This is a genomic window from Fusicatenibacter sp. (assembly GCF_977045365.1).
The window spans coordinates 1-22,000 of the sequence record NZ_CDRRUH010000005.1 but is presented as its reverse complement, the minus strand read 5'-3'; the positions used below and the strand labels follow the sequence as shown (position 1 = coordinate 22,000).

General features: G+C 48.1%; 22 protein-coding genes. 20 read left to right on the top strand and 2 right to left on the bottom strand.

Annotated elements, in window-relative coordinates:
• The first annotated feature begins 19 nt into the window (after window positions 1–19).
• From ACY2VW_RS02290 to ACY2VW_RS02195, 20 genes are all read left to right on the top strand, one after another.
• Window positions 20–1,570, top strand: coding sequence for a Mur ligase family protein (locus ACY2VW_RS02290; RefSeq protein ID WP_461876834.1), 1,551 nt, complete (start codon window positions 20–22; stop codon window positions 1,568–1,570).
• A gap of 503 nt (window positions 1,571–2,073) precedes the next feature.
• Entirely contained in the window at window positions 2,074–3,021 is a 948-nt protein-coding gene (locus tag ACY2VW_RS02285) for an L-lactate dehydrogenase (protein WP_461873283.1), read from the top strand.
• Between the two features lie 207 nt (window positions 3,022–3,228).
• Complete coding sequence (locus ACY2VW_RS02280; protein WP_022461168.1) at window positions 3,229–4,026, top strand: CoB--CoM heterodisulfide reductase iron-sulfur subunit B family protein; 798 nt, start codon at window positions 3,229–3,231, stop codon at window positions 4,024–4,026.
• A complete protein-coding gene (locus ACY2VW_RS02275; protein WP_022461169.1) occupies window positions 4,023–4,406 on the top strand; it encodes a 4Fe-4S dicluster domain-containing protein in 384 nt (127 codons plus the stop codon). Before ACY2VW_RS02280 ends, ACY2VW_RS02275 begins: the two co-directional genes overlap by 4 nt.
• Window positions 4,407–4,439: 33 nt before the next feature.
• Window positions 4,440–6,428 (top strand): CoB--CoM heterodisulfide reductase iron-sulfur subunit A family protein, encoded by a 1,989-nt coding sequence (locus tag ACY2VW_RS02270; RefSeq protein ID WP_022461170.1) that lies wholly within the window; start codon window positions 4,440–4,442, stop codon window positions 6,426–6,428.
• The gene (locus ACY2VW_RS02265) at window positions 6,419–6,871 is read left to right on the top strand and encodes a hydrogenase iron-sulfur subunit (RefSeq protein WP_118741715.1); all 453 of its coding nucleotides are present in this window, start codon (window positions 6,419–6,421) and stop codon (window positions 6,869–6,871) included. Before ACY2VW_RS02270 ends, ACY2VW_RS02265 begins: the two co-directional genes overlap by 10 nt.
• Window positions 6,856–7,824 (top strand): 4Fe-4S dicluster domain-containing protein, encoded by a 969-nt coding sequence (locus ACY2VW_RS02260; RefSeq protein ID WP_022461172.1) that lies wholly within the window; start codon window positions 6,856–6,858, stop codon window positions 7,822–7,824. The genes ACY2VW_RS02265 and ACY2VW_RS02260 overlap by 16 nt, the downstream gene beginning before the upstream one ends.
• A 3-nt stretch (window positions 7,825–7,827) precedes the next feature.
• A complete protein-coding gene (locus ACY2VW_RS02255; RefSeq protein ID WP_461873284.1) occupies window positions 7,828–8,853 on the top strand; it encodes a 4Fe-4S dicluster domain-containing protein in 1,026 nt (341 codons plus the stop codon).
• Window positions 8,854–9,708 (top strand): FAD/NAD(P)-binding protein, encoded by an 855-nt coding sequence (locus ACY2VW_RS02250; protein WP_022461174.1) that lies wholly within the window; start codon window positions 8,854–8,856, stop codon window positions 9,706–9,708.
• Window positions 9,709–9,724: 16 nt separating this feature from the next.
• A complete protein-coding gene (locus ACY2VW_RS02245; RefSeq protein ID WP_461876833.1) occupies window positions 9,725–10,399 on the top strand; it encodes a 4Fe-4S dicluster domain-containing protein in 675 nt (224 codons plus the stop codon).
• A gap of 14 nt (window positions 10,400–10,413) precedes the next feature.
• Window positions 10,414–12,024 carry an FAD-binding protein gene (locus tag ACY2VW_RS02240; protein ID WP_461876832.1) on the top strand — a complete coding sequence of 537 codons (1,611 nt, stop codon included), beginning with the start codon at window positions 10,414–10,416 and terminating at the stop codon, window positions 12,022–12,024.
• A 125-nt stretch (window positions 12,025–12,149) separates the two neighbouring features.
• Window positions 12,150–12,992, top strand: coding sequence for a fumarate hydratase (locus tag ACY2VW_RS02235; RefSeq protein ID WP_055265393.1), 843 nt, complete (start codon window positions 12,150–12,152; stop codon window positions 12,990–12,992).
• Window positions 12,993–12,994: 2 nt separating this feature from the next.
• Window positions 12,995–13,558, top strand: a complete 564-nt coding sequence (locus tag ACY2VW_RS02230) for a Fe-S-containing hydro-lyase (protein WP_461873287.1) — start codon at window positions 12,995–12,997, stop codon at window positions 13,556–13,558.
• Between the two features lie 167 nt (window positions 13,559–13,725).
• Window positions 13,726–14,046: a hypothetical protein gene (locus tag ACY2VW_RS02225; RefSeq protein ID WP_441141533.1), complete on the top strand. Its 321-nt coding sequence runs from the start codon at window positions 13,726–13,728 to the stop codon at window positions 14,044–14,046.
• Window positions 14,047–14,229: 183 nt separating this feature from the next.
• Window positions 14,230–15,138: a hypothetical protein gene (locus tag ACY2VW_RS02220; protein ID WP_461876830.1), complete on the top strand. Its 909-nt coding sequence runs from the start codon at window positions 14,230–14,232 to the stop codon at window positions 15,136–15,138.
• A 231-nt stretch (window positions 15,139–15,369) separates the two neighbouring features.
• Entirely contained in the window at window positions 15,370–16,122 is a 753-nt protein-coding gene (larB, locus tag ACY2VW_RS02215) for a nickel pincer cofactor biosynthesis protein LarB (protein ID WP_461876829.1), read from the top strand.
• Window positions 16,115–17,482 (top strand): nickel pincer cofactor biosynthesis protein LarC, encoded by a 1,368-nt coding sequence (gene larC / locus ACY2VW_RS02210; protein WP_461876828.1) that lies wholly within the window; start codon window positions 16,115–16,117, stop codon window positions 17,480–17,482. The genes larB and larC overlap by 8 nt, the downstream gene beginning before the upstream one ends.
• Entirely contained in the window at window positions 17,479–18,654 is a 1,176-nt protein-coding gene (gene fliB, locus ACY2VW_RS02205; RefSeq protein WP_461876827.1) for a flagellin lysine-N-methylase, read from the top strand. Before larC ends, fliB begins: the two co-directional genes overlap by 4 nt.
• 84 nt (window positions 18,655–18,738) lie before the next feature.
• Window positions 18,739–19,386 (top strand): YczE/YyaS/YitT family protein, encoded by a 648-nt coding sequence (locus ACY2VW_RS02200; RefSeq protein ID WP_461876826.1) that lies wholly within the window; start codon window positions 18,739–18,741, stop codon window positions 19,384–19,386.
• Between the two features lie 137 nt (window positions 19,387–19,523).
• Complete coding sequence (locus ACY2VW_RS02195) at window positions 19,524–20,009, top strand: cytidylate kinase-like family protein (RefSeq protein ID WP_022461910.1); 486 nt, start codon at window positions 19,524–19,526, stop codon at window positions 20,007–20,009.
• 74 nt (window positions 20,010–20,083) lie between these two features.
• Here the strand turns inward: ACY2VW_RS02195 and ACY2VW_RS02190 are convergent, their stop codons facing one another.
• Both ACY2VW_RS02190 and iscB read right to left on the bottom strand, forming a co-directional pair.
• Entirely contained in the window at window positions 20,084–20,875 is a 792-nt protein-coding gene (locus tag ACY2VW_RS02190) for a DUF975 family protein (RefSeq protein WP_461876825.1), read from the bottom strand.
• A 57-nt stretch (window positions 20,876–20,932) separates the two neighbouring features.
• A partial coding sequence (gene iscB / locus ACY2VW_RS02185; RefSeq protein WP_461876824.1) for an RNA-guided endonuclease IscB occupies window positions 20,933–22,000 on the bottom strand: 1,068 nt, incomplete at its 5' end.

The window sequence follows — 22,000 nt, the reverse complement described above, 5'->3', positions numbered from 1 at the left end:
GAAGAGAGGAAGATATCCTATGAAACAGTCGGTATTAGAATATAAGAAACTTCTGGAGCAGGAAGGCCTTCTGGTGGAATTTGCAGAGCCGGAAGGAAAAGAAGGAGAGGACAGACCCGTTACCCTCGTAACGTATTTTTCGGGCGGAGCGGATCAGGGAACGCTGTTTCTCTGCAAAGGAGCTGCATTCAAAGAGGCATACTTAAAAGACGCCGTAAACCGCGGTGCTGTTGCCTATGTAAGTGAAAAAAAATACGAAGCGGGAAAAGAAATTCCGGCGCTCATCGTCAACGATGCCAGAAAAGCACAGTTTGTGCTGGGTGAGGCGTTTTACGATTATCCGGCAAAGTCGCTGCATGTCACGGCGCTGACCGGAACAAAAGGAAAGACAACGACAGCCTACTACCTGCAGTCGATGCTCGATGCCTGCCTGAAAAAACAGGGCGGAAACGGATGTGCACTGTTAAGTTCGATTGAATATTACGACGGAAAGACGAGAGAAGCATCAACGCTCACCACGCCGGAATCCCTGGAGCTGTGCCGCCATATGCGCAATGCCGTAGATGCAGGCCTTTCCCATATGGTGATGGAAGCATCCTCCCAGGCGCTCAAATACGAGAGAGTCGGAAACACGCATTTTGATACCGCCATTTTCCTGAACATCTCCGAGGACCACATCAGCCCGACGGAGCACAAGGATTTTGATGATTATTTCCAGTCGAAATTAAAGATCTTCGACCGCTGCACCTGCGCCTGCGTGAACCTGGACAGCGATCATATCGAGGAAATCCTGAAAGCTGCGGCAAAATGTGAGCGCGTCGTTACGTTTGGATCGAAAGAAAATGCTGTAATCCGCGTGAGTGATATCAAGCCGGGCAGAGGAAAATTTTATTTCCATGTGGCAGGACCGGATTTCTCGGAAGATTTTACCCTGCCGGTGCACGGAGCCTTCAATGTGGAGAATGCCGTAGCTGCCATTGCGGCTGCCTGGTCGATGGGAATCCCGGTTTCGCTGATCAAGGAAAGCCTCCTTGGCGTCACCGTTCCGGGAAGGATGGAGACGTATGAGAGCAGCGCGGGCGAGGTCACAGCGATCGTGGATTTCGCACACAATGGCCTGAGTTTTGAAAAAATGTTTGATACCGTAGCACTCGAATACCCGGGAAGCCGCGTAAGCGTTGTGTTTGGAGCCCCGGGCGGAAAAGCATTCAACCGCAGAAAAGATATGGGTGAGATTTCCGGAAAACGGGCGGACCGGATTTTCCTCGTACCGGATGATCCGGGAAACGAAGATCCGCAGGCGATCTGTGAGGAGATCGGCGGATACATAGCAAAGGAAGGTGCATCCTTCCAGATCCGCATGGACCGCGGAGCAGCAATCCGGGAGGCGATTCTTGGCGCCGTACCGGGAGAGGTTGTTCTGATCCTTGGAAAAGGCGCGGACGTGACGATACACGTCGGAAACGGAAATGTGCCGTACCGGTCAGATGCCGTCTATGCAAAAGAGGCGCTTGCCGAATATGGAAATGCATTTGCCGAAGCGGCAACGGCCCGTGAAACAGAAGAATAGAAGCAAAAACAGAAAAAACAGAGCAAAAAAGACACGGAACAGAAAAATCCGTGTCTTTTTTGCGTCTGGCGGCAGCAGAAACGAAAATCAGACAGGAAATTTGGCGGATACATCCTACAAAATGTAGAAAAGAAGGACAAAAACTAACACGTATGACGAAAAGTTGTTAAAAATATAACGAACGAAAGTTAGACATGTGAAACTGAGCGCAGAAAGCAAAAACCCGGGAACCATGCGGAAAAAGACGAATTCTGCGGGATGAAGGACAAAGCTGTAAGTTTTTGGAAAGAATTCTTGTGAAAAAGAACAAAAAATGGTATAGTTGTATTGAAATATGTCCAGAACACCCCTTCTGGAAGCGTACGGGCTCGGTGAGAAAAAAGATTTCACGAAAATGCTCGAAAAAAACACTTGTTAAATTCTTGTCATAGTGCTATGATAAGGAAAGTGAAAAATTTATCAATCACAAAAACCAACTAGGGGTATTTTAGAAAGGAGTATTTATGAGCAGCAAGATTACCATCATTGGAGCTGGAAGCGTTGGATCTACGATCGCCTATACACTGTCGAACGAAGATATCGCATCTGAGATCGTCCTCATCGATATTAACAAGAAAAAAGTAGAGGGAGAGGTTATGGACATCGCGCAGGGTACCTGCTTCCGCGATCCGGTCTCCATCATTGCCGGTGAGTATGAGGATGCCAAGGACTCTGATATCGTAATTATTACTTCCGGTATTGCAAGAAAGCCTGGCCAGACCCGTATTGAGCTGACCCAGACCAACGTAAACATCTTAAAATCCATCACACCGGAAATCGTAAAAGCGGCTCCGAATGCCATCTACATCATTGTAAGCAACCCGGTTGATATCATGACCTACGTGTTTACAAAGATCTCCGGACTTCCGGAAAACCAGATCCTTGGTTCCGGTACCATGCTGGATTCCGCAAGACTTCGCTGCGGACTGTCTGAACACCTCAACATTGCCCAGAAAAACATCCACGCTTACGTATTCGGTGAGCACGGCGATACTTCCTTCATTCCGTGGAGCGGCGCTTACGTTTCCGGTGTCAGCCTGGACGAGTACTACGAGAGCGTAGAAAAAATGGGCAGAGACGTTACCAAGATCGACAAAGATGCTATGCTTGAGTATGTCAGAACCTCCGGTGGACAGGTTATTGCAAACAAAGGAGCTACGTTCTATGCAGTATCTGTTGCAGTATGTAAGCTGGTAGCAACCATTCTTTCTTCTTCCGATTCTGTAGCAACCGTATCTTCCATGATGCACGGTGAGTACGGCATCGAGGATGTATGCTTAAGCACACTGACCCTCGTTGGACCGAAAGGCGTACAGGGCAAGATCCCAATGCGCATGACAAAAGAGGAAGTAGAAAAACTCAAAGCAAGTGCCGATGCATTAAAAGCAGTTATCGCACAGATCGAGCACTAAGAGCGTTTTTTAGCTCAAAACATAAAACCTTATGGCAGTGGCAGAAAGTGCGAAAGAGCGGTATCTCCCACTGCCTTAACGTGCGCCTGAAGGGGTTTTCCGGAGGGTGCACGAAAAGAAGAGTACCGGAAGCTTTTCCGGTGCCGGACAGAAGATACCGCGGGAAAAATGGAAACCAACAGGAGCAAGTAAGAAAGGAGCAATTCCATGACCTACAGTTATTTTCCGGGCTGTACGCTGAAGAACAAAGCAAAAGATCTGGATCACTATGCCAGAGAGTGCGCAAAAGTTCTGGGATTTGAACTGGAAGAAATTGAAAACTGGCAGTGCTGCGGAGCCGTGTATCCACAGGCATCCGATGAAATCGCCACAAAACTTTCTTCGGTTCGCGCCTTAGCAGACGCCAAAGAAAAAGGACAGGATCTGATCACAGTCTGTTCCGCCTGTCATCACGTGATCAAACGCGTAAACGATGACATGGCGAATGTAGAGGACATTCAGACCAAAGTAAACAACTACATGGCTCTTTCCGAGCCGTATCTTGGCGAAACAAAAGTGCTTCATTATCTGGAAGTACTGCGTGACGTCGTTGGATTTGACAAGATCAAAGAGAAAGTGGTAAATCCATTAAAAGGAAGAAAAATCGGCGCATATTACGGCTGCATGCTGCTTCGTCCGAGTACCACAATGCAGTTTGACGATCCGGAAAATCCGACTATCATTGAAGACTTTATCAAGGCCCTTGGCGCAACACCGGTCGTATATCCGATGAGAAATGAGTGCTGCGGTGGCTACATATCCCTGAAAGAAAAGAAAATGGCATCCAACATGGTAGACCAGATCATGGCGTCCGCATCCTACAAAGGAGCAGAAGAACTGATCACCGCATGTCCGCTTTGCATGTACAACCTGCGCAATAACGGAACAAAAGAAGGTCTTCCGGTTACCTACTTTACCGAGCTTCTTGCAGAAGCACTCGGCATCAAAGAGGAGGTGCAGGCATGAAAATTGTAACATCCGATGAAATCCGTGCCATCGCCGGCGTGGATACCAGAAAATGTATGAGATGCGGTAAATGCTCTGCATCCTGCCCTGCTTACAATGAGATGGACATCCGTCCGCATCAGTTCGTATCCTATGTACAGAACGGCGATGTGGAAGCGCTGATGAACTCCAAGTCCATCTGGAAATGCCTCTCCTGCTTCGCATGCGTAGAGCGCTGTCCAAGAGACGTAAAACCTGCCAAACTGATCGAGGCAGTCCGTCTTTCTGTCATCCGCCAGAAAGGTGAGAATTATCTCTCCCCGGATGAAATTCCGGCACTTCTGGACGATGAGACTCCGCAGCAGCTACTGATGAGTGCATTCCGTAAATATAGAAAGTAAAAAACAACCCATCCACAGAAAGGTGAGAGAAAAGTGCAAAGAATAGGAGTATTTGTCTGCCACTGCGGTACAAATATTGCGGCTACCGTTGATGTTAAAAAAGTTGTTGATGTCATCAGCAAAGAGCCGGGTGTTGTACATGCAGAGGATTATCAGTATATGTGTTCCGAAACAGGTCAGCAGAAAGTGATCGATGCCATTCAGAACGAGCATCTGACCGGCGTTGTGATCTGTTCCTGCTCTCCGCGTATGCATGAAGGAACGTTCCGCAAAGCAGCAGAAAAAGCGGGTCTGAACCCGTATCAGCTGGAGATTGCAAACATTCGTGAGCAGTGTTCCTGGATTCATAAAGATATGGAAGAGGCTACCGAGAAGGCCGTGATCCTGGCCCGTGCAGCCGTTGCAAAAGTTATGCTGGACACCCCGCTTACCCCGGGCGAGAGCCGCGTTGTAAAACGTGCTCTGGTGATCGGAGGCGGTATCGCAGGTATTCAGACAGCACTGGATATCGCAGATGCAGGCTATGAAGTAGATATCGTAGAGAAGACCCCGAGTATCGGCGGAAGAATGTCCCAGCTTGATAAAACATTCCCAACCCTCGACTGTTCTTCCTGTATCCTGACTCCTCGTATGGGAGAGGTAAATGCCCATGAGAAGATCAACATCTATACCTACAGTGAAGTAGAGAGCGTTGGCGGATTTGTCGGTGATTTCAAAGTAGACATCCGCAAAAAAGCAAGATACGTAGATATGGACAAATGTACCGGATGTGGCCTCTGCCAGGAGAAATGTCCATCCAAGAAAAACTTAAGCGAGTTCAACCGTGGACTGTCCACACGTACTGCAATTTACACACCGTTCGCACAGGCAGTTCCGAATGTGCCGGTCATTGATACTGCAAACTGTATCCATTTCAAAACCGGAAAATGCGGTATCTGTTCCAAAGTCTGTGCAGCAGGTGCAGTAAATTACGATCAGAAAGATGAAGTAATTACCAGAGAGTACGGTGCCATCGTTGTTGCAACCGGTTTTGATACCATCAATCTGGATAAGTTTGATGAATATTATTACAACCAGAGCAAGGATGTTATTACCTCTCTTGAGATGGAGCGTCTGATGAACGCTGCCGGCCCGACAGGCGGTAAAGTAGTACGTCTTTCCAATGGCGAGCATCCGAAGGATATCGTATTTATCCAGTGCGTTGGTTCCCGTGACGTAACCTGCAGAGGAAAGAGCTATTGCTCCAAGATCTGCTGTATGTACACCGCAAAACAGGCTATGCTGGTGCGTGACCACTATCCGGATGTCAATGTACATGTCTTCTACATTGATGTTCGTACCCCGGGTAAGAACTTCGATGAGTTCTACCGCCGTGCAGTAGAAGAGTTTAGTGTAGACTATATCAAAGGTCAGGTAGGAAAAGTATCTGAGGCTCCGAACGGACGTCTTCTGGTACAGGGATCCGATCTTCTGGACAACCGCCAGATTAAGATGGAAGCAGATCTTGTTGTCCTTGCAACGGCAATCGAACCGAGTAAAGATGCAAGAAAACTGGCTACCATGCTGACTGCAAGTATGGATACCAACGACTTCTTTACCGAGGCACACGCAAAACTGCGTCCGGTCGAGTCTCCGACCGCAGGAGTTTTCCTCTCCGGTGTATGCCAGGGACCAAAAGATATTCCGGAAACCGTTGCACAGGCCGGAGCAGCTGCTGTTAAAGTAGTCGGACTGCTTGCAAAAGACAAACTGACCACCAACCCGTGTACAGCAGAATCCAATCCGCTGTTCTGTAACGGATGTGCATCCTGTGAAAAAGTCTGCCCATACGGCGCGATTTCTTACGAAGATCGTCAGGTCAACGACCATGGAATCCGTGAAACCAGACATGTGGCAGTCGTTAACGGCGCACTTTGCCATGGATGTGGTGCATGTACCGTTGCATGTCCGTCCGGTGCTATGGACCTGAAAGGATTCTCCAATAGACAAATTCTCGCGGAGGTAGATGCAATATGCCGATAGATAACAACGAAAACAAAGAATTTAAGCCAGTCATCGTGGCATTCTGCTGCAACTGGTGCTCCTACGCAGGAGCAGACCTGGCAGGTTCCAGCCGCCTTTCCTATCCGGCAGATGTAAAGATCATCCGTGTTCCATGTTCCTGCCGTGTCAATCCGCTCTTTATCTTAAGAGCATTCCAGAAGGGTGCTGACGGAGTTATTCTCTGCGGATGTCATCCGGGAGACTGCCATTACAGTACAGGAAACTATTATGCAAGAAGACGTATGACCCTGCTGTTCTCCATGCTCGATTACATTGGTGTTGAGAACGGACGTACCCGTGTGGAATGGGTATCCGCCGCAGAAGGTGTGAAATTCTCCCAGACCATGAACGAGTTCATTGAGCAGGTGAGAAGTCTTGGTAAGAATGTCAGATTGGAGGATTTACGATGCAAGAAAAATTAGTATCACGCGCAAAAGAGCTTCTGTCTGACGGTACCGTAGTCCGCGTTCTTGGCTGGAGAAAAGGCGATACAGATTTCAGCGCAGAGCCTGCATTTTTTGAAAGTGCCGAGAGTCTTGACGAATTTACCTATGACGGATTCTGTGGTGCCAACTTAAGCAAATACATGATTAAAGCATCAAAAGAAGAAGGAAAAACACTCGTTTTCTTAAAACCGTGCGATACCTACAGCTTTAATCAGTTAATCAAAGAGCATCGTGTGGACCGTGAGAAAACCTATATCGTTGGTGTAGGATGCGACGGAAAACTCGATATTGAGAAAATCCGTGAAGCAGGCTGCAAGGGTATTACCGCTGTAACAGAGGACGGTGATACCATCAAAGTTGCAACGGTTTACGGTGACAAAGAGCTGAAAAGAGAGGATGTCATCCTCGAGAGATGTAAGGCCTGCAAAGGCGGAAAACATGTAGCATACGACGAGCTCGCAGAAGGCTGTGACGAGGAGAAACCGGCAAAAGAAGGCCGTTTCGAACTGGTTGAAAAGCTCGAGGCAATGGCTCCGGAAGAACGGTTCGCATTCTGGCAGAATGAGCTTTCCCGCTGCATCCGCTGTAATGCATGCCGTAATGTATGTCCGGCCTGCAGCTGTATCAAGTGCGTATTTGACAATGACCGTTACGATACTGCACAGAAAGCAAATACTACGACATTTGAGGAGCAGATGTTCCACATCATCCGTGCATTTCACGTTGCCGGACGCTGTACGGACTGCGGTGAGTGTTCCCGCGTATGTCCGCAGCATATTCCGCTGCACCTTCTGAATCGTAAATTCATCAAAGATATCGATGAGTTCTACGGAGAGTATCAGGCAGGAGAAGACACTGACAGCCGTGCACCGCTCACCAACTTCACACAGGAAGATGTAGAGCCAAGTATCGTCAAGGAAAGGGGTTAAGGGATGTATCAGATTAGCAGAGAAAAAATGCCGGAGCTCCTTGCCGCTGTTGCAAAGGAGATGGATCTTTTCCTTCCGGTACAAAACAATGGAATTACCAATTTCGGTTTTTGGACTGAGGACGCGAAGGTGGATCTCGATACCTTAAAAACCGTAAAATCCCCAAAAGACGCCTTTTTCCCGCAGAGTGAAGTTCTTTACTCCTGCTATCAGAAGGCAAACAAGACAAGCATCGAACCGGCAGCATTAAAAGACGCACCGTTCGCTATTTTCGGCGTTCGTCCATGTGATGTCCGTGCTTTCGATGTTCTGGACCGCGTATTCTTAAGCGAGCCGGCTGACGTTTATTACGCAGCAAGAAGAGAGCATGGCATCGTGGTTTCTCTTGCATGCCATGAGCCGGAAGACAGCTGCTTCTGCAAGACCTTCGGCATCGATGCGGCAGAACCGCAGGCAGATGTTGCGATGTGGCAGGTAGCTGACGGTTATGCATGGGAAGCAAAAACCGAAAAGGGTGAGAAACTGACAGAGCTTGTAAAAGAGTACCTCACCGAGCAGGATCTTACAAAAGAGGTTGAGGCTGAAAAAGAAGCGATCCGTACCCTGATCGACAAGATGCCAAACAGCAATCTCTCCCTCGAGGGATGGGGTGTAGGCAAGACAAAAGAGCGTTTCGATGATCCGAAATGGAAAGAGCTTTCCGACGCCTGCTTAGGCTGCGGAACCTGTACGTTCTCCTGTCCGACCTGCCAGTGCTATGATATCAAGGATTTCAATACCGGAAACGGCGTACAGCGTTATCGCTGCTGGGATTCCTGTATGTACTCTGACTTCACGATGATGGCAGCAGGAAACAACCGTACCACACAGATGCAGCGTTTCCGTCAGCGTTTCATGCACAAGCTGGTTTACTTCCCGGACAACAACGATGGAATGTATTCCTGTGTCGGATGCGGACGCTGCGTAGAGAAATGCCCGCAGTCGCTGAATATCGTAAAAGTCATCAAACGCATGGGAGGTACCAAGTAAATGTGCAATTGTAGTTGTGGAAGCGAAGAAAAGAAAAATGCTTTGCTGCCGCAGGTAGGTATCATCACAGATATCCGCCGCGAAACACCGGACGTAAAGACATTCCGTATCGTTCGTCCGGACGGCACCAAGCTGTTTGAACATATGCCTGGCCAGTGCGCAATGCTCTGCGTACCGGGCGTTGGAGAGGCACTGTTTTCCATTACATCCTCACCGACAAACAAAGAGTACCAGGAGTTCTCAATTAAAGAGTGCGGTACTTTGACAAATTATCTTCATAATATGTCCGTAGGAGATGAAATCCTGGTTCGTGGACCGTACGGAAATCATTTCCCGGTAGAAACTGTATTAAAAGGACAGGACCTGCTGTTCATCGCCGGTGGTATCGGACTCGCTCCGCTGCGTTCCGTGATCAATTACGTACTGGACAACCGTGATAATTACGGTACCGTAGATATCGTTTACGGTTCCCGTTCCAAGGATGATCTGGTACAGTTAAAAGAAATCCAGGAAGTATGGGCGAAAGCAAAAGATGTTAACGTACATCTGACGATTGACCGCGAGCAGGAAGGCTGGGACGGCCATGTAGGATTCGTTCCGAATTATGTGAAAGAACTGAACATGTCCGTTGACAAAACAGCTCTGATCTGCGGACCGCCGATCATGATCAAATTTGTTCTTCAGGGACTTCAGGAACTGGGCTATGAGAAAACACAGGTTTACACCACTTTGGAGCTTCGTATGAAATGCGGTATCGGAAAATGCGGCCGCTGCAACATCGGAGATAAATACGTCTGCAAAGACGGCCCGGTTTTCCGCTGCGACGAGATTGACGAATTACCGAACGAATATTAAACGGAGGTTGAAGAAAATGCAGGAAATGGTAAATATTTACGTTTACGGCAAGAAGTATTCCGTACCTGGCGATCTGACCATCATGACCGCTATGGAGTATGCCGGATATCAGTTAAAACGCGGATGCGGATGCCGTCACGGATTCTGCGGTGCATGTGCGACCATCTACAGAATCAAAGGAAAGAATGAGCTGAAAACCTGTCTGGCATGTCAGACACAGGTAGAAGACGGTATGTATATCGCAAGCCTTCCGTTCTATCCGATCGACAAGAGAACCTACGATATCGAAGAGATCAGCGCAGAGCAGAGAGTCATGATGGATCTGTATCCGGAAATCTACAGCTGCGTTGGATGTAATGCATGTACCAAAGGATGTCCTCAGGATCTGAACGTTATGCAGTATATCGCATACGCACAGAGAGGCGACTTCAAAAAATGTGCAGAAGAGTCCTTCGACTGCATCGGCTGCGGAATCTGTGCATCCCGCTGTCCGGCCGGAATCTCCCATCCGATGGTAGGAGAGCTGGCAAGACGTCTGAATGGAAAATATATTGCTCCGAAGTCTGAACACGTAAAGAACCGTGTAGCAGAGATCAACGAAGGAAAATTCGATGATCTGATCGAGAAGGTTATGAACAAACCGATCGAGGAAATGCAGGAACTTTACAACAACCGTGAGATTGAGAAATAAGGAGGGAAATTCGAATGTATACACTGGCTAATATGCAGGAATCCATCAAAAAGGTGGAAGCTACCAGAGCCCAGAGAATGGCAAATGAGCCAAGAAGAATGACAGCGGATGAGAAAGATGCCCTTCTTGCAGCATATCATCCGGACTATAAAGAGGAAGGCTTCATTACCCTGAAAGTCGGCCCGAACAAAGGCGAGAAAGTTCCGACAGAGCTCGGCTACCTGCTGGAGTCCAACAGCCGTATTTTAGGTGTTGATATTGACCTTGACAAAGTAGATTACGACGTAGACGTACTCGTGATCGGTGCCGGCGGAGCAGGTTCTTCTGCAGCGATCGAAGCACACGAGGCAGGCGCAAACGTTATGATTACCACCAAGCTCCGTATCGGTGATGCAAACACCATGATGGCAGAGGGTGGTATCCAGGCAGCTGACAAAGAGAACGACTCCCCGGCACAGCATTATCTTGATGCATTCGGCGGCGGACACTTTGCTGCAAGACCGGAACTGCTCCGCAAGCTCGTAATGGAAGCTCCGGATGCAATCTCCTGGCTGGAGAATCTCGGCGTTATGTTCGACAAAGATGAGAACGGCCGTATGGTAACAACACACGGCGGCGGAACCTCCAGAAAACGTATGCACGCTTGCCGTGACTACTCCGGAGCAGAGATCATGAGAACTCTGCGTGATGAAGTCATCAACCGCGGAATCCCGGTAATCGAGTTCTCCTCCGCAGTAGAGCTGATCAAAGACGACAAGGGACAGGTTGCAGGTGCTGTTCTCCAGAACATGGAGACCGGAGAGTACCAGGTAGCAAAAGCAAAAACGGTCATCATCGCAACAGGTGGTGCAGGACGCCTTCACTACAATAACTTCCCAACCTCTAACCACTACGGTGCAACCGCTGACGGTCTGATCCTCGGATACCGTGCAGGTGCTCCGCTTCTGTATCAGGATACCATTCAGTACCATCCGACCGGAGCTGCTTACCCGGCTCAGATCTTCGGTGCTCTGGTAACCGAGAAAGTACGTTCTCTTGGCGCAATGCTTGTAAACGTAGACGGCGAAGCTTTCATGCATCCGCTGGAAACCCGTGACGTATCCGCAGCAAGCATCATCCGCGAGTGCTCCGACGACCGCAACGAGGGCGTTGAGACTCCGCAGGGCAAGGCTGTATGGCTGGATACCCCGATGATCGAGCTGCTTCACGGAGAAGGAACCATCGAGAAGAGAATCCCGGCTATGTTCCGTATGTTCATGCAGTATGGTATCGATATGAGAAAAGAGCCGATTCTGGTTTATCCGACCCTGCATTATCAGAACGGCGGTCTGGAAATCAACGGCGAAGGCTTCACCAATACGGTAAACAACCTGCTTGTAGCAGGCGAGGCTGTCGGAGGAATCCACGGAAGAAACCGTCTGATGGGTAACTCTCTGCTTGACGTTATTGTATTTGGCCGCGATGCAGGAAAAGCTGCTGCAGCAAAAGCCAAAGACGTAACGCTTGGCAAGATGAATCTGGATCACGTTGAGAAATACGCTGAGACCTTAAAAGAGGCAGGTATTGATACCGGTATGGTATCTCCGCAGCTTCTGCCGGATTATGCAGGTAAAAGACACCTGTAAAATGCAGTAACCGCGAAAAAGCGTGGCCCGGGGCAGAAGTACTGTCCCTGGACACGCTTTCCGTGCTGAAAATCCATTGGATGATCGGTATGATAAAATAGAAGGAAAGAAAGGTGGAGAATCCCATGCGTGAAATTCAGGCTAGTACCATTACGGATGTGGTAGAAAAACTTTGTATCGAAGCAAACTATCATCTTCCGGAAGACGTAAAATGTGCCATTACAGGCTGCCGTGCCTGCGAGGATGGCGAAATTGCAAAAGGCGTTCTGGATAAAATCGTAGAGAACTACGAAATTGCAGATGCACAGAACGTGCCGATCTGCCAGGATACCGGAATGGCATGTGTTTTCCTGGAAATCGGACAGGATGTACACATTGCCGGAGGAGATCTTGCAGAGGCAGTCAATGAAGGCGTCAGAAGAGGCTATGATAAAGGATATTTAAGAAAATCTGTTGTCAAAGATCCGGTCAGAAGAGGAAACACCGGAGACAATACCCCGGCTATGCTCTACACCGAGATCGTTCCTGGCGATCAGATCAAAGTAACCGTAGGCCCGAAAGGCTTCGGAAGCGAAAATATGAGTATGATCCGCATGTTTAAACCGTCTGCAGGTCTTCAGGGAATCAAAGATTTCATTCTGGAAGTTGTTGAGACAGCAGGCCCGAACCCATGCCCGCCTATGGTAGTCGGCGTTGGTATCGGCGGAACCTTCGATAAATGTGCACTGCTTGCGAAAAAAGCGCTGATGCGCCCGATCGATTCCGAGAATCCGGATCCGTTCTATGCAGATCTGGAGAAAGAAATGCTGGAGAAAGTGAACAAGCTCGGCATCGGACCGCAGGGCTTTGGCGGAAAGACCACAGCTATCGGCCTCAACATCGAGACAATGCCGACTCATATCGCGGGAATGCCGTGTGCAGTCAACATCAACTGCCATGTTACCCGTCATAAAACGGAGGTGATCTGATCATGGAAAAACATATTCAGCTGCCTTTAACAGAGGAACTGGCAAAAACACTGCATGCCGGAGATACCGTATATCTGACCGGAACTATCTATACTTCCCGTGACGCCGGACATAAGAGAATGTGTGAAGCGCTCGCAAGAGGAGAAAAAATCCCGTTTGATCCTACCGATGCTACGATTTATTACGTAGGACCGACTCCTGCAAAACCAGGTCAGGTTATCGGAAGTGCCGGCCCTACCACCAGCGGTCGTATGGATGCTTATGCTCCGACGATGATGTCTGTAGGCGCAAGAGGAATGATCGGTAAAGGCGCACGTCTTCCGGAAGTGGTAGAAGCCATGAAGAAATATCATGGTGTATATTTCGGAGCCATTGGCGGAGCCGGTGCACTGCTTGCAAAATGCATCAAAAAAGCAGAGCTGATCGCATACGAAGATCTCGGTGCAGAGGCACTTCGCCGTCTGGAAGTAGAAGATATGCCGCTTTTTGTTATTATCGACAGCTACGGAAACAATCTGTATGAGATGGGAAGAAAAGAGTACTTAGAAGCGCATAAAGAAGACTAAAGGTTACGCTTCAACGGGAATCTTTGAATGATAACAACGACGGAATACAAGAGAGACCATAGAGCTGTCTGAAGAAAATCAGACAGCTCTCAAGCTGAAAAGACATCAGAGCATTGACATTTGCAAGCGACTTTCGGCAGAAAAAGAAATGAAAGAGGAAGAAAAACATGACTGTAGAAATGATAAGCCACTTACTGGAAGCACTGATGATCCTGTGCTTTGGCCTGTCCTGGCCGCTGTCCATTTATAAATCCTGGACTTCAAGAACAGCAAAAGGAAAGAGCCTTTACTTTGAGGTGTTCATCTGGATCGGATATATTTTCGGTATTGCCAACAAATTTATCAGCTATATGAACAACCCGGACAAAGACTGGATCTTTTTCCTTGCATGGGCTTTCTATTTCCTGAACATTGCAGAGATCACTGTAGATATGGTACTGTACTTCCGCAATGTGAAGCTGGATAAGAACAGAGAAGCAGAGAAATAAAGCAGCGGAATACAGTTAAACTTACAGAATCCCCGGCGGTGCGGCATTTGATGCGGCATCGGCGGGGATTCTTACGTTTTGCTTAAAATATCTTACGATTTCTGAGATCGCTTGCAGGGGGGGAAGGATTCTGTATAATGGAGTTATCAAGAGACGATCGGTGTAAGAGAAAGGAGGAATTTTATGAAACAATATGCATGGATCATGGCAGCATGCCTGACGGCAGCGATGGTAAGCGGATGCGGAGTAGCTCAGGAAGGTGAGACGGGAAATCGATCAGAAAGTACAGCTGCGAGTTCAGAAAGATCGGGGGATGCTGTGCCGGAGGGTGCGGAAGCAGAGAACGAAAAAGGTGCCACGGCAGTGAAGCTCTCAGAAGGAGAAATTTACCGGGATGATTTCGACGGGGATGGGAAGGAAGAAGAATTTTCCTTTACCTTTGAGGGGGATGGAAAGGACAATCATAATCTGGAACTTTATGCTTATACGATGCAGATGAACTGTGACGGTCTGGTATATCAGAAAGAACTGTATGGCGGATATGAAGAGACATGGATGATTCGAAGTGCAGATGGTGATCATTATCTGTATCAGGAATCTTATGGCGAAGATCTCATGCATTCTGTGACGGTTTTTCGGGTAACATCTGATGAAATTGCAGAAGCGGGAAAAGCAGAGGGAAGAATCGGAGACGAAGGAATTCAGGATGTGAATGCATTCCAGTGGGCTGACAGGATCTATATGCTTGGGACATATGCAGGATATCGAACGGTTGGTGTTGGGGCAGATGGACTTCCAGAGGCAAAAGAAGATGCTTATACGATCGAATGGCTGACAGGACCGCTGGTTGTCAAGGAGGGAACGACCCTGACGGCAGAAATTTTTAACAGCAATGGAAACCCGGAAAACATCGTGCTTACGACCGGAACAGAGCTGACTCCGAAAAAGACAGATGGAACAACGTATGTGGATGCAGAACTTTCCGATGGAACGATGTGCCGAATCCATATAGAAACTGCGGAAGGTTTTCCACATACGATTGACGGTGTCGATGAACATGAATATTTTGAGTCAATTCCATACGCGGGATGACCCATACCGCCAAAAGAAGGGATTGCGCGAACGCAAAAAGCAGGGTATACTTGTGTATAGAATCTGCTTGACTTAAAGTGCACTTCATAGTTTAAAATAAAGAAAGCTGGAGATTTGCGGTGTCAGAAAAGAGAAGGTTCTGACAGGGCAGAGGTTTCGGCTTTCTTTTTATGTCGTACCGTATGTGGGTGTGAAAAAAAAGGGGAAAAAACGAAAACGAGGTGAAATGGCTTGGAGGCAAGAGAAGTATTAGAAAAAGTAAAAAGCAACGAAATTTCGATCGAAGAGGCAGAAAAATATTTCAAAAAAGAGCCATTCGAGGAGATGGGATATGCGAAACTCGATACGCACCGGGAAATTCGAAGCGGGTTCCCGGAGGTTATTTTCTGTGCGCGGAAGGCGGATGAACATCTGCTTGAAATTTTCACGCGTCTGTACGAGCAGGATGGGGAGGTCTTCGGAACGAGAGCCAGTGAGCATCAGTACGAGCTGATCCGGGAGAAGTTCCCGGAAGTAGTGTATGATCCGTTTTCCCATATTCTGAAAATAGAAAAAAAAGACAAAAAGAGGATCGGCAAAATCGCTGTCTGTACGGCGGGAACTGCGGATATTTCGGTTGCTGAGGAAGCGGCACAGACCGCAGAATACTTCGGTGCAAACGTTGAACGAATCTATGATGTCGGCGTGAGCGGCATCCACCGTCTGTTTTCGCGCCTCGATACGATTCAGAGCGCTAACTGCGTTGTAGCCGTTGCCGGAATGGAGGGCGCGCTTGCGAGCGTGCTCGGTGGTCTGGTAGATAAGCCGGTGATTGCTGTTCCGACATCCGTTGGCTACGGAGCCAGTATGAACGGTCTTTCGGCACTGCTCACGATGATTAATTCCTGTGCGAACGGAATTGCCGTCGTGAATATCGACAACGGCTATGGAGCCGGATATATTGCAACACAGATTAACAGAATGGGAGTACATCAAGATGAGTAAAAGTTTATATCTGGAGTGCGGGAGCGGAATCAGCGGGGATATGACCGTTGCAGCGCTGCTCGACCTGGGAGCAGACCGGGAAGTGCTGGAGAAATCACTGGAAAGCCTGAAACTGCCGGGATACGAAATTGCGATTACAAGAGTGAAAAAGTCGGGGTTGGATGCCTGCGATTTCAATGTGATTCTGGATGCAGAGCATGAGAACCATGATCACGATATGGCGTATCTGCACGGGGATGGGGCGGAAGTGCATGACCATCCACATGATCACGACCATGAACATGTACACGATCAGGAGCATACGCATGATCACGAGCATCATCATGACCACGAGCATGCGCACAGCCATGACTACGATCACACAGGGGAGCATCATCACCATCATGAGCACCGCGGGCTGCCGGAGATTCTTGCGATTATCCGCCGCGGCGATCTGACACCGGGAGCAAGAGCGCTGGCGGAGCGCATTTTCCAGATCCTCGCGGAAGCAGAGGCAAAAGCCCACGGCGTGCCGCTCAATCAGGTGCATTTCCATGAGGTCGGAGCCATCGATTCCATCGTGGATATCGTCGCTGCTGCTGTCTGTATTGACAATCTGGCGCCGGATGAAGTCATCGTGACGGGCCTCAGCGAGGGAAGCGGCTTTGTCAGATGCCAGCACGGCATGGTTCCGGTTCCGGTACCGGCTGTTTTAAATATCGTACAGGCACATGGCCTGACCCTCGTTCCGACCGGAATCCAGGGCGAACTGGTCACACCGACCGGAGCAGCTATTGTAGCGGCAATCCGTACCAAAGAGACACTGCCGGCATCCTTCAAATGTATCAGAACAGGACTTGGCGCCGGAAAACGGACGTATGAGCGCCCGTCACTGCTGCGTGCGATGATGCTCGAAACAGAAGAAAACGACGAGAAAGATACGATCTGGAAGCTGGAGTGCAACATTGATGACTGCACCGGCGAGGCGCTCGGCTACTGCATGGGAAAACTGCTGCGATCAGGCGCAAGAGATGTCCATTACATTCCGGTCTATATGAAGAAAAACCGCCCGGCTTACCAGCTGGATGTAATCTGTGATGATACAACGCGGGAGACTCTGGAAAATATTATTTTCTCCGAGACTACCACAATCGGCATCCGCCGCTGCCGGATGGAGCGCACCGTGATGAAACGCGAGTTTGCGACTATCGCAACTGAGTACGGCGATGCGACAGTCAAGATCTGCCGCCACGGTGAGATTGAAAAAGTTTACCCGGAGTACGAGAGCGCCGCAGCAATTGCAGAAAAAAGCGGCATGCCGGTCGGCGAGGCTGGCGCGTGGATCGTACAGAAATATAAAGAAGGAAACAAAAAAGCATGAGATATTTAAAACCATATTTTTACGACCAGTTTGTATGCACCGCCGGAGACTGCCCGGATACGTGCTGTGCCGGCTGGCAGATCGTGATCGACGAGGATTCCCTGGAGCGGTATGGAAACGAGAAGAGCGAGTTTGGAAAGCGTCTGCGCAATTCGATCGACTGGGAGGAAGAGTGTTTTTACCAGAACAATCGCCGCTGTGCATTCCTGAATGATGAAAATCTCTGCGATCTTTACAAGGCACTGGGGCCGGATTCCTTATGTGACACCTGCCGCCTTTACCCGCGCCATACGGAGGAGTACGAGGGTCTGCGTGAATTATCCCTGTCCCTCTCCTGCCCGGAAGCTGCACGGATTATCCTGTCCTGCAAAGAGCCGGTGCGTTTTCTGGAGGAGGAGACCGACGAGGAGGATGATTTTGAAGAGTTTGACTTCATGATGTTCTCCCAGCTGGAAGACACGAGAGATGTTTTGTTCCGGATTCTGCAGAACCGCGAACTGCAGCTGCAGGAGCGCATGACGGCGGCAGAGCAGCTCGCAGAACAGTATCAGATCTGTATGGAGGAGCAGCGGGAGTATGATATCGATGACCTGCTTCGGAAGTATGAAAAGCATCTGGAAGAGGGAACCTTAAGCGAGTGCGTGGCGGAGAGCCTTGCGGAAAAAGGTGTGGATGCTGCATCCTTTCATGCATATGACCGCCAGGTGAAGGAACTTGCCGTTCTCCGCGGTCTCGAGCGTCTTCGTCCGGAATGGGATACTGTGCTTGACGGCACAGAAAAAGCGCTGTATCAGAACGGAGAAACCGCTTATCAGGCCATCTGTGAAGAATTCCACCGCACCTGGGGTGCTGCAGGTGAACGCCGTGCAGAGTGGGAAAACATCGGTGAGCAGCTTCTGATGTTCTTTGTCTACACCTATTTCTGCGGCGCCGTCTACGACGATATGGTCTGTTCCAAAATGGAACTCGCGCTGTTCTCTGTCCGGTGGATTCAGGAAATCCTGATTGCACGGTGGCTGGAAAACGGAAAAACGCTTTCCATGCACGACATCGAGGAGCTTTCCTGGCGCTATGCGCGCGAGGTCGAGCATTCCGACGATAATCTGAATGCTCTTGAGGACTGGCTTTTCGAGACCTATGCGCCGGAGGGATGCGTACTGGAAGAGGAATAGCCCGGATATCCGAGGAGTTTCCTGTACATTTTCACCGATCTGTGCTAGGATAAAGATGTTGTACAGAAAGAAAGAGGGAAAATTATGCAGGAAAAACAAAAGAAATGGATTCTGCGCATTGCGCTTTATCTGATTGGAATTATGGTGCTGGCACTCGGCATCACACTGAATACGAAGACGAACCTCGGCGTATCGCCTATCATCTCCATGCCGTACGCCGTGGCACAGATCTTCGGTTATGAAACAGGAACAGCGGTTTTCGTGGCGTATTTGATCTTCATCATATTACAGATCGTACTTCTGAAAGGAAAATTCCCGCCGTTCCAGCTCTTACAGGTCGCCGCAAGTTATCTGACGAGCGCCTTTATCACCATCTTCGACCGGATTCTCCCGGCACCTGATCAGATGGGAATGCGGCTTCTCGTTCTTGTCCTTGCCATCATTCTTACGGGAATCGGCGCCGCTGTGACCGTAGACGTCAACATCGTCCCAAACCCGGCCGACGGCCTGGCAAGAGTTCTTGGCGAGCGCTGCGGAAAGAACATGGGCTTCGGAAAAAATCTTTTTGATTTCTCCGCCATCGTCATTTCCCTTGCGATCGGCCTTGTCGGTGCCGGCCGCCCGGTAGGAATCGGAATCGGCACTGTTATAGCTATGGTCTGCACAGGAAGAGTCATCGCGGCATTCAATCATTTCGCAAAAAAGAAAATAGAAGAAATCACCATCGCCTGAGTGATCCATGCCCCTGTCGAAAAACCTTGAGTTTTCGGTGGGGGTTTGTTATAATGAAAGACAGCGAAAGAAAAATTTTTTGATTTGTCATAAGGCGTTTGTTTGCGTTATGAGAAGTGCGAAGGAGGAAGTGGCAGATGAACTTAGTTATTACGATGAGCCGCCGGTTTGGTACTGGGGCGAGTATTATTGCGAAAGAACTTTCCGAGAGACTGCATATCCCGGTATATGATAAGGACGATGTAGAGCACGGCATGCGTGAAAATGCCTTTGAATCTGAGGCGGATGCGATCCGTGAGCTGGCGAAACAGCCGTGTATTATCATTGGACGGTGTGCTTCGGAATTTCTGAAAGATAAAAGCAACGTCATCAATATTTATGTCTGCGCGGACAAAGAGGACCGGATCAAACGTATCATGAAGCTGTTTTCCCTGACAAGAGAGGCTGCTGAGGTGATGCTGGAAGAGACAGACAAGCAGCGTGCCGAGTATTATTACAAAAATACCGGAAAGACATGGGGCGATGTCAATAACTACCATATGATCCTGAATACCTCGGATCTTGGCATCGAGAACTGTGCCGATATTCTGATGCGGTATTTTGAAATGAAAGATTATATCTAAGATATATTTAAAAAGAAATACATAAAAAATCAGGTGCTTCCCGAAAAAGAGAAGCACCTGATTTTTTGTGCGGTTTAGTAAGCCTGATACGTATTGCCGTAGCTGCGGCTGGAGAAGTAATTCTGTTTCAGAACCAGGAACAGTTCGGCATCGGTTGCATATTTGTACGGATACAGATAGAAAATACCGACAAGATTGCAGGTGATTCCGGAAAGAATATACCATCCGATAAAGGAGAGATCAAGAATAAATGTATTCATCTTTTCACCGTTCATCATTTCACGGCTGATGCGGAATGCTTCTTCGGTCGAAAGTTCCGGGCAGTCGGCCAGAAGATAAGGAACCATGCGGTATTCATAAGCTTTCACGATTCCAGGAATCAGAAGAAGCAGCGACCAGAGGAATATATAAAGATTTTTTAAAAACAGAGTCCACACAGTTTTTCCATAGTAGCCGTTCTGGAATCCGAACAGTATGTTGCCAAGTCCCGCTTTTTCCATCGAGTTTTCAATGAAAAACCTCGAGCCTCCTACCTCAAATGGTGCAAGAACAAAAATACGGATCAGAATAAAGGCAAGACCAATGACAAGAAGTACAAAGCCGCTGAAGACAGTAAAAACAAATTTAACCGGTCCAAGCGGAGTGAATCTTTCTGCAAAGGATTCCACATTGAAGTTATCGGAAGAAATCGTAAATCCAGATATACCGACCGAGTTAGTCTGATTGCTGTCATTGTTGGAATTTCCAGAATTAGAAGTACCGCTTCCGACCAGCAGAGTCAGAATCAGGGCGGCTACCACACTGATCCAGTAATTGCGTAAAAATGCGGCTTTTCCGCGGGTTTTCAGTTCCTCTCGAGTCCACATAAAAAAGACCTCCTTAAAATAATATAGTTAATTACATCTAAGCATAGACAAACGTATTTAGCTCGCATTCTCAAACCAATAGATTTTTGAATAGTTCCATAGTAATTTACACTTCCTCGCATTAACTTTTTTACAATGCTTTGTTGGGCTTTGAAAATTAATCGCTTTTTGTTCCGGGTATAGTGCTGTTACATATCCTCTGTGAGTTTCACCATTTTTGAATGTATACTCAACCAAATCTCTATGTCTAATCCCTGAAACATTGTCTGTTTTAGCTTTGCTTTGTCTGCGCATGGGTTTTATTGCCCATTCTTTCATATCATAGGTATCAGGCTGCAAATCCGTAATACAGATCGCATCATTGGCGTGTGATTTCTCAACATTCCAGTCAATACGTTTGTTGGCTGTATCTCCACCATTCGTCAGATATAATACTCCCAAATTTGACAATTGTTTTCTAAGCCACTTCTTACCAATCATTACATGTTGTGCATAATTCAGGTTTTTATGATCAGAAGATTTTAACAGAGAAAAATATCGATCCATATATAGTTCTTCCTGGCCTTCCGTTTTCTGATGGCAGCTTTCACATAATGTAATCAGATTATCTAACGTGTTTGAACCATTTCGTCTTCTTGGTTTAATATGATGAACTTCTAATCTGCAATTTGCTCTTCCACATTCCATACACTTGCTGCCATCTCTTAGAATAGCTGCTTTACGGATATTTTCATCCAGTCTGTTGGATTTTTGGTATTGCCAACGATAAGGTTTATACCCATTTGTCAATGCCCGGATATCCACAGAAACATCTTCCAGCCAATAATTTGTTATATTTATCCACTTATTCAGCCGATTGATAACTCTCATTGTAGCCTGTCGTTTCTGCAAGATACTTGGAGCAATTCGTCCTTCTCTTTTAGAAGATTTACGATTGTCGAATCTTGCCTGCCGGTATCTTTTGTGATAACGATGGTAACGTCTATAACCCCGCCTGTCTTCCATAAGATGCTTTACATCATTGCGCTGCTCCATGGTTCCTTTGAAAACAACTTTATTTTTCGTTTTACATTTCTGAACCAGCGCAATCCCTACATGGAGTCCGCCATCATCAATTCCACAGCG

Excerpts from the sequence above, each read along its gene's own strand:
- ACY2VW_RS02220 (WP_461876830.1), top strand. The coding sequence starts at position 14,230 with ATGAAACAATATGCATGGATCATGGCAGCATGCCTGACGGCAGCGATG.
- ACY2VW_RS02195 (WP_022461910.1), top strand. The coding sequence starts at position 19,524 with ATGAACTTAGTTATTACGATGAGCCGCCGGTTTGGTACTGGGGCGAGT.
- larC (WP_461876828.1), top strand. The coding sequence starts at position 16,115 with ATGAGTAAAAGTTTATATCTGGAGTGCGGGAGCGGAATCAGCGGGGAT.
- ACY2VW_RS02235 (WP_055265393.1), top strand. The coding sequence starts at position 12,150 with ATGCGTGAAATTCAGGCTAGTACCATTACGGATGTGGTAGAAAAACTT.
- ACY2VW_RS02240 (WP_461876832.1), top strand. The coding sequence starts at position 10,414 with ATGTATACACTGGCTAATATGCAGGAATCCATCAAAAAGGTGGAAGCT.
- ACY2VW_RS02250 (WP_022461174.1), top strand. The coding sequence starts at position 8,854 with ATGTGCAATTGTAGTTGTGGAAGCGAAGAAAAGAAAAATGCTTTGCTG.
- ACY2VW_RS02265 (WP_118741715.1), top strand. The coding sequence starts at position 6,419 with ATGCCGATAGATAACAACGAAAACAAAGAATTTAAGCCAGTCATCGTG.
- ACY2VW_RS02290 (WP_461876834.1), top strand. The coding sequence starts at position 20 with ATGAAACAGTCGGTATTAGAATATAAGAAACTTCTGGAGCAGGAAGGC.
- ACY2VW_RS02230 (WP_461873287.1), top strand. The coding sequence starts at position 12,995 with ATGGAAAAACATATTCAGCTGCCTTTAACAGAGGAACTGGCAAAAACA.
- ACY2VW_RS02255 (WP_461873284.1), top strand. The coding sequence starts at position 7,828 with ATGTATCAGATTAGCAGAGAAAAAATGCCGGAGCTCCTTGCCGCTGTT.
- ACY2VW_RS02260 (WP_022461172.1), top strand. The coding sequence starts at position 6,856 with ATGCAAGAAAAATTAGTATCACGCGCAAAAGAGCTTCTGTCTGACGGT.
- ACY2VW_RS02285 (WP_461873283.1), top strand. The coding sequence starts at position 2,074 with ATGAGCAGCAAGATTACCATCATTGGAGCTGGAAGCGTTGGATCTACG.
- ACY2VW_RS02200 (WP_461876826.1), top strand. The coding sequence starts at position 18,739 with ATGCAGGAAAAACAAAAGAAATGGATTCTGCGCATTGCGCTTTATCTG.
- fliB (WP_461876827.1), top strand. The coding sequence starts at position 17,479 with ATGAGATATTTAAAACCATATTTTTACGACCAGTTTGTATGCACCGCC.
- ACY2VW_RS02280 (WP_022461168.1), top strand. The coding sequence starts at position 3,229 with ATGACCTACAGTTATTTTCCGGGCTGTACGCTGAAGAACAAAGCAAAA.
- ACY2VW_RS02245 (WP_461876833.1), top strand. The coding sequence starts at position 9,725 with ATGCAGGAAATGGTAAATATTTACGTTTACGGCAAGAAGTATTCCGTA.
- ACY2VW_RS02225 (WP_441141533.1), top strand. The coding sequence starts at position 13,726 with ATGACTGTAGAAATGATAAGCCACTTACTGGAAGCACTGATGATCCTG.
- ACY2VW_RS02275 (WP_022461169.1), top strand. The coding sequence starts at position 4,023 with ATGAAAATTGTAACATCCGATGAAATCCGTGCCATCGCCGGCGTGGAT.
- ACY2VW_RS02190 (WP_461876825.1), bottom strand. The coding sequence starts at position 20,875 with ATGTGGACTCGAGAGGAACTGAAAACCCGCGGAAAAGCCGCATTTTTA.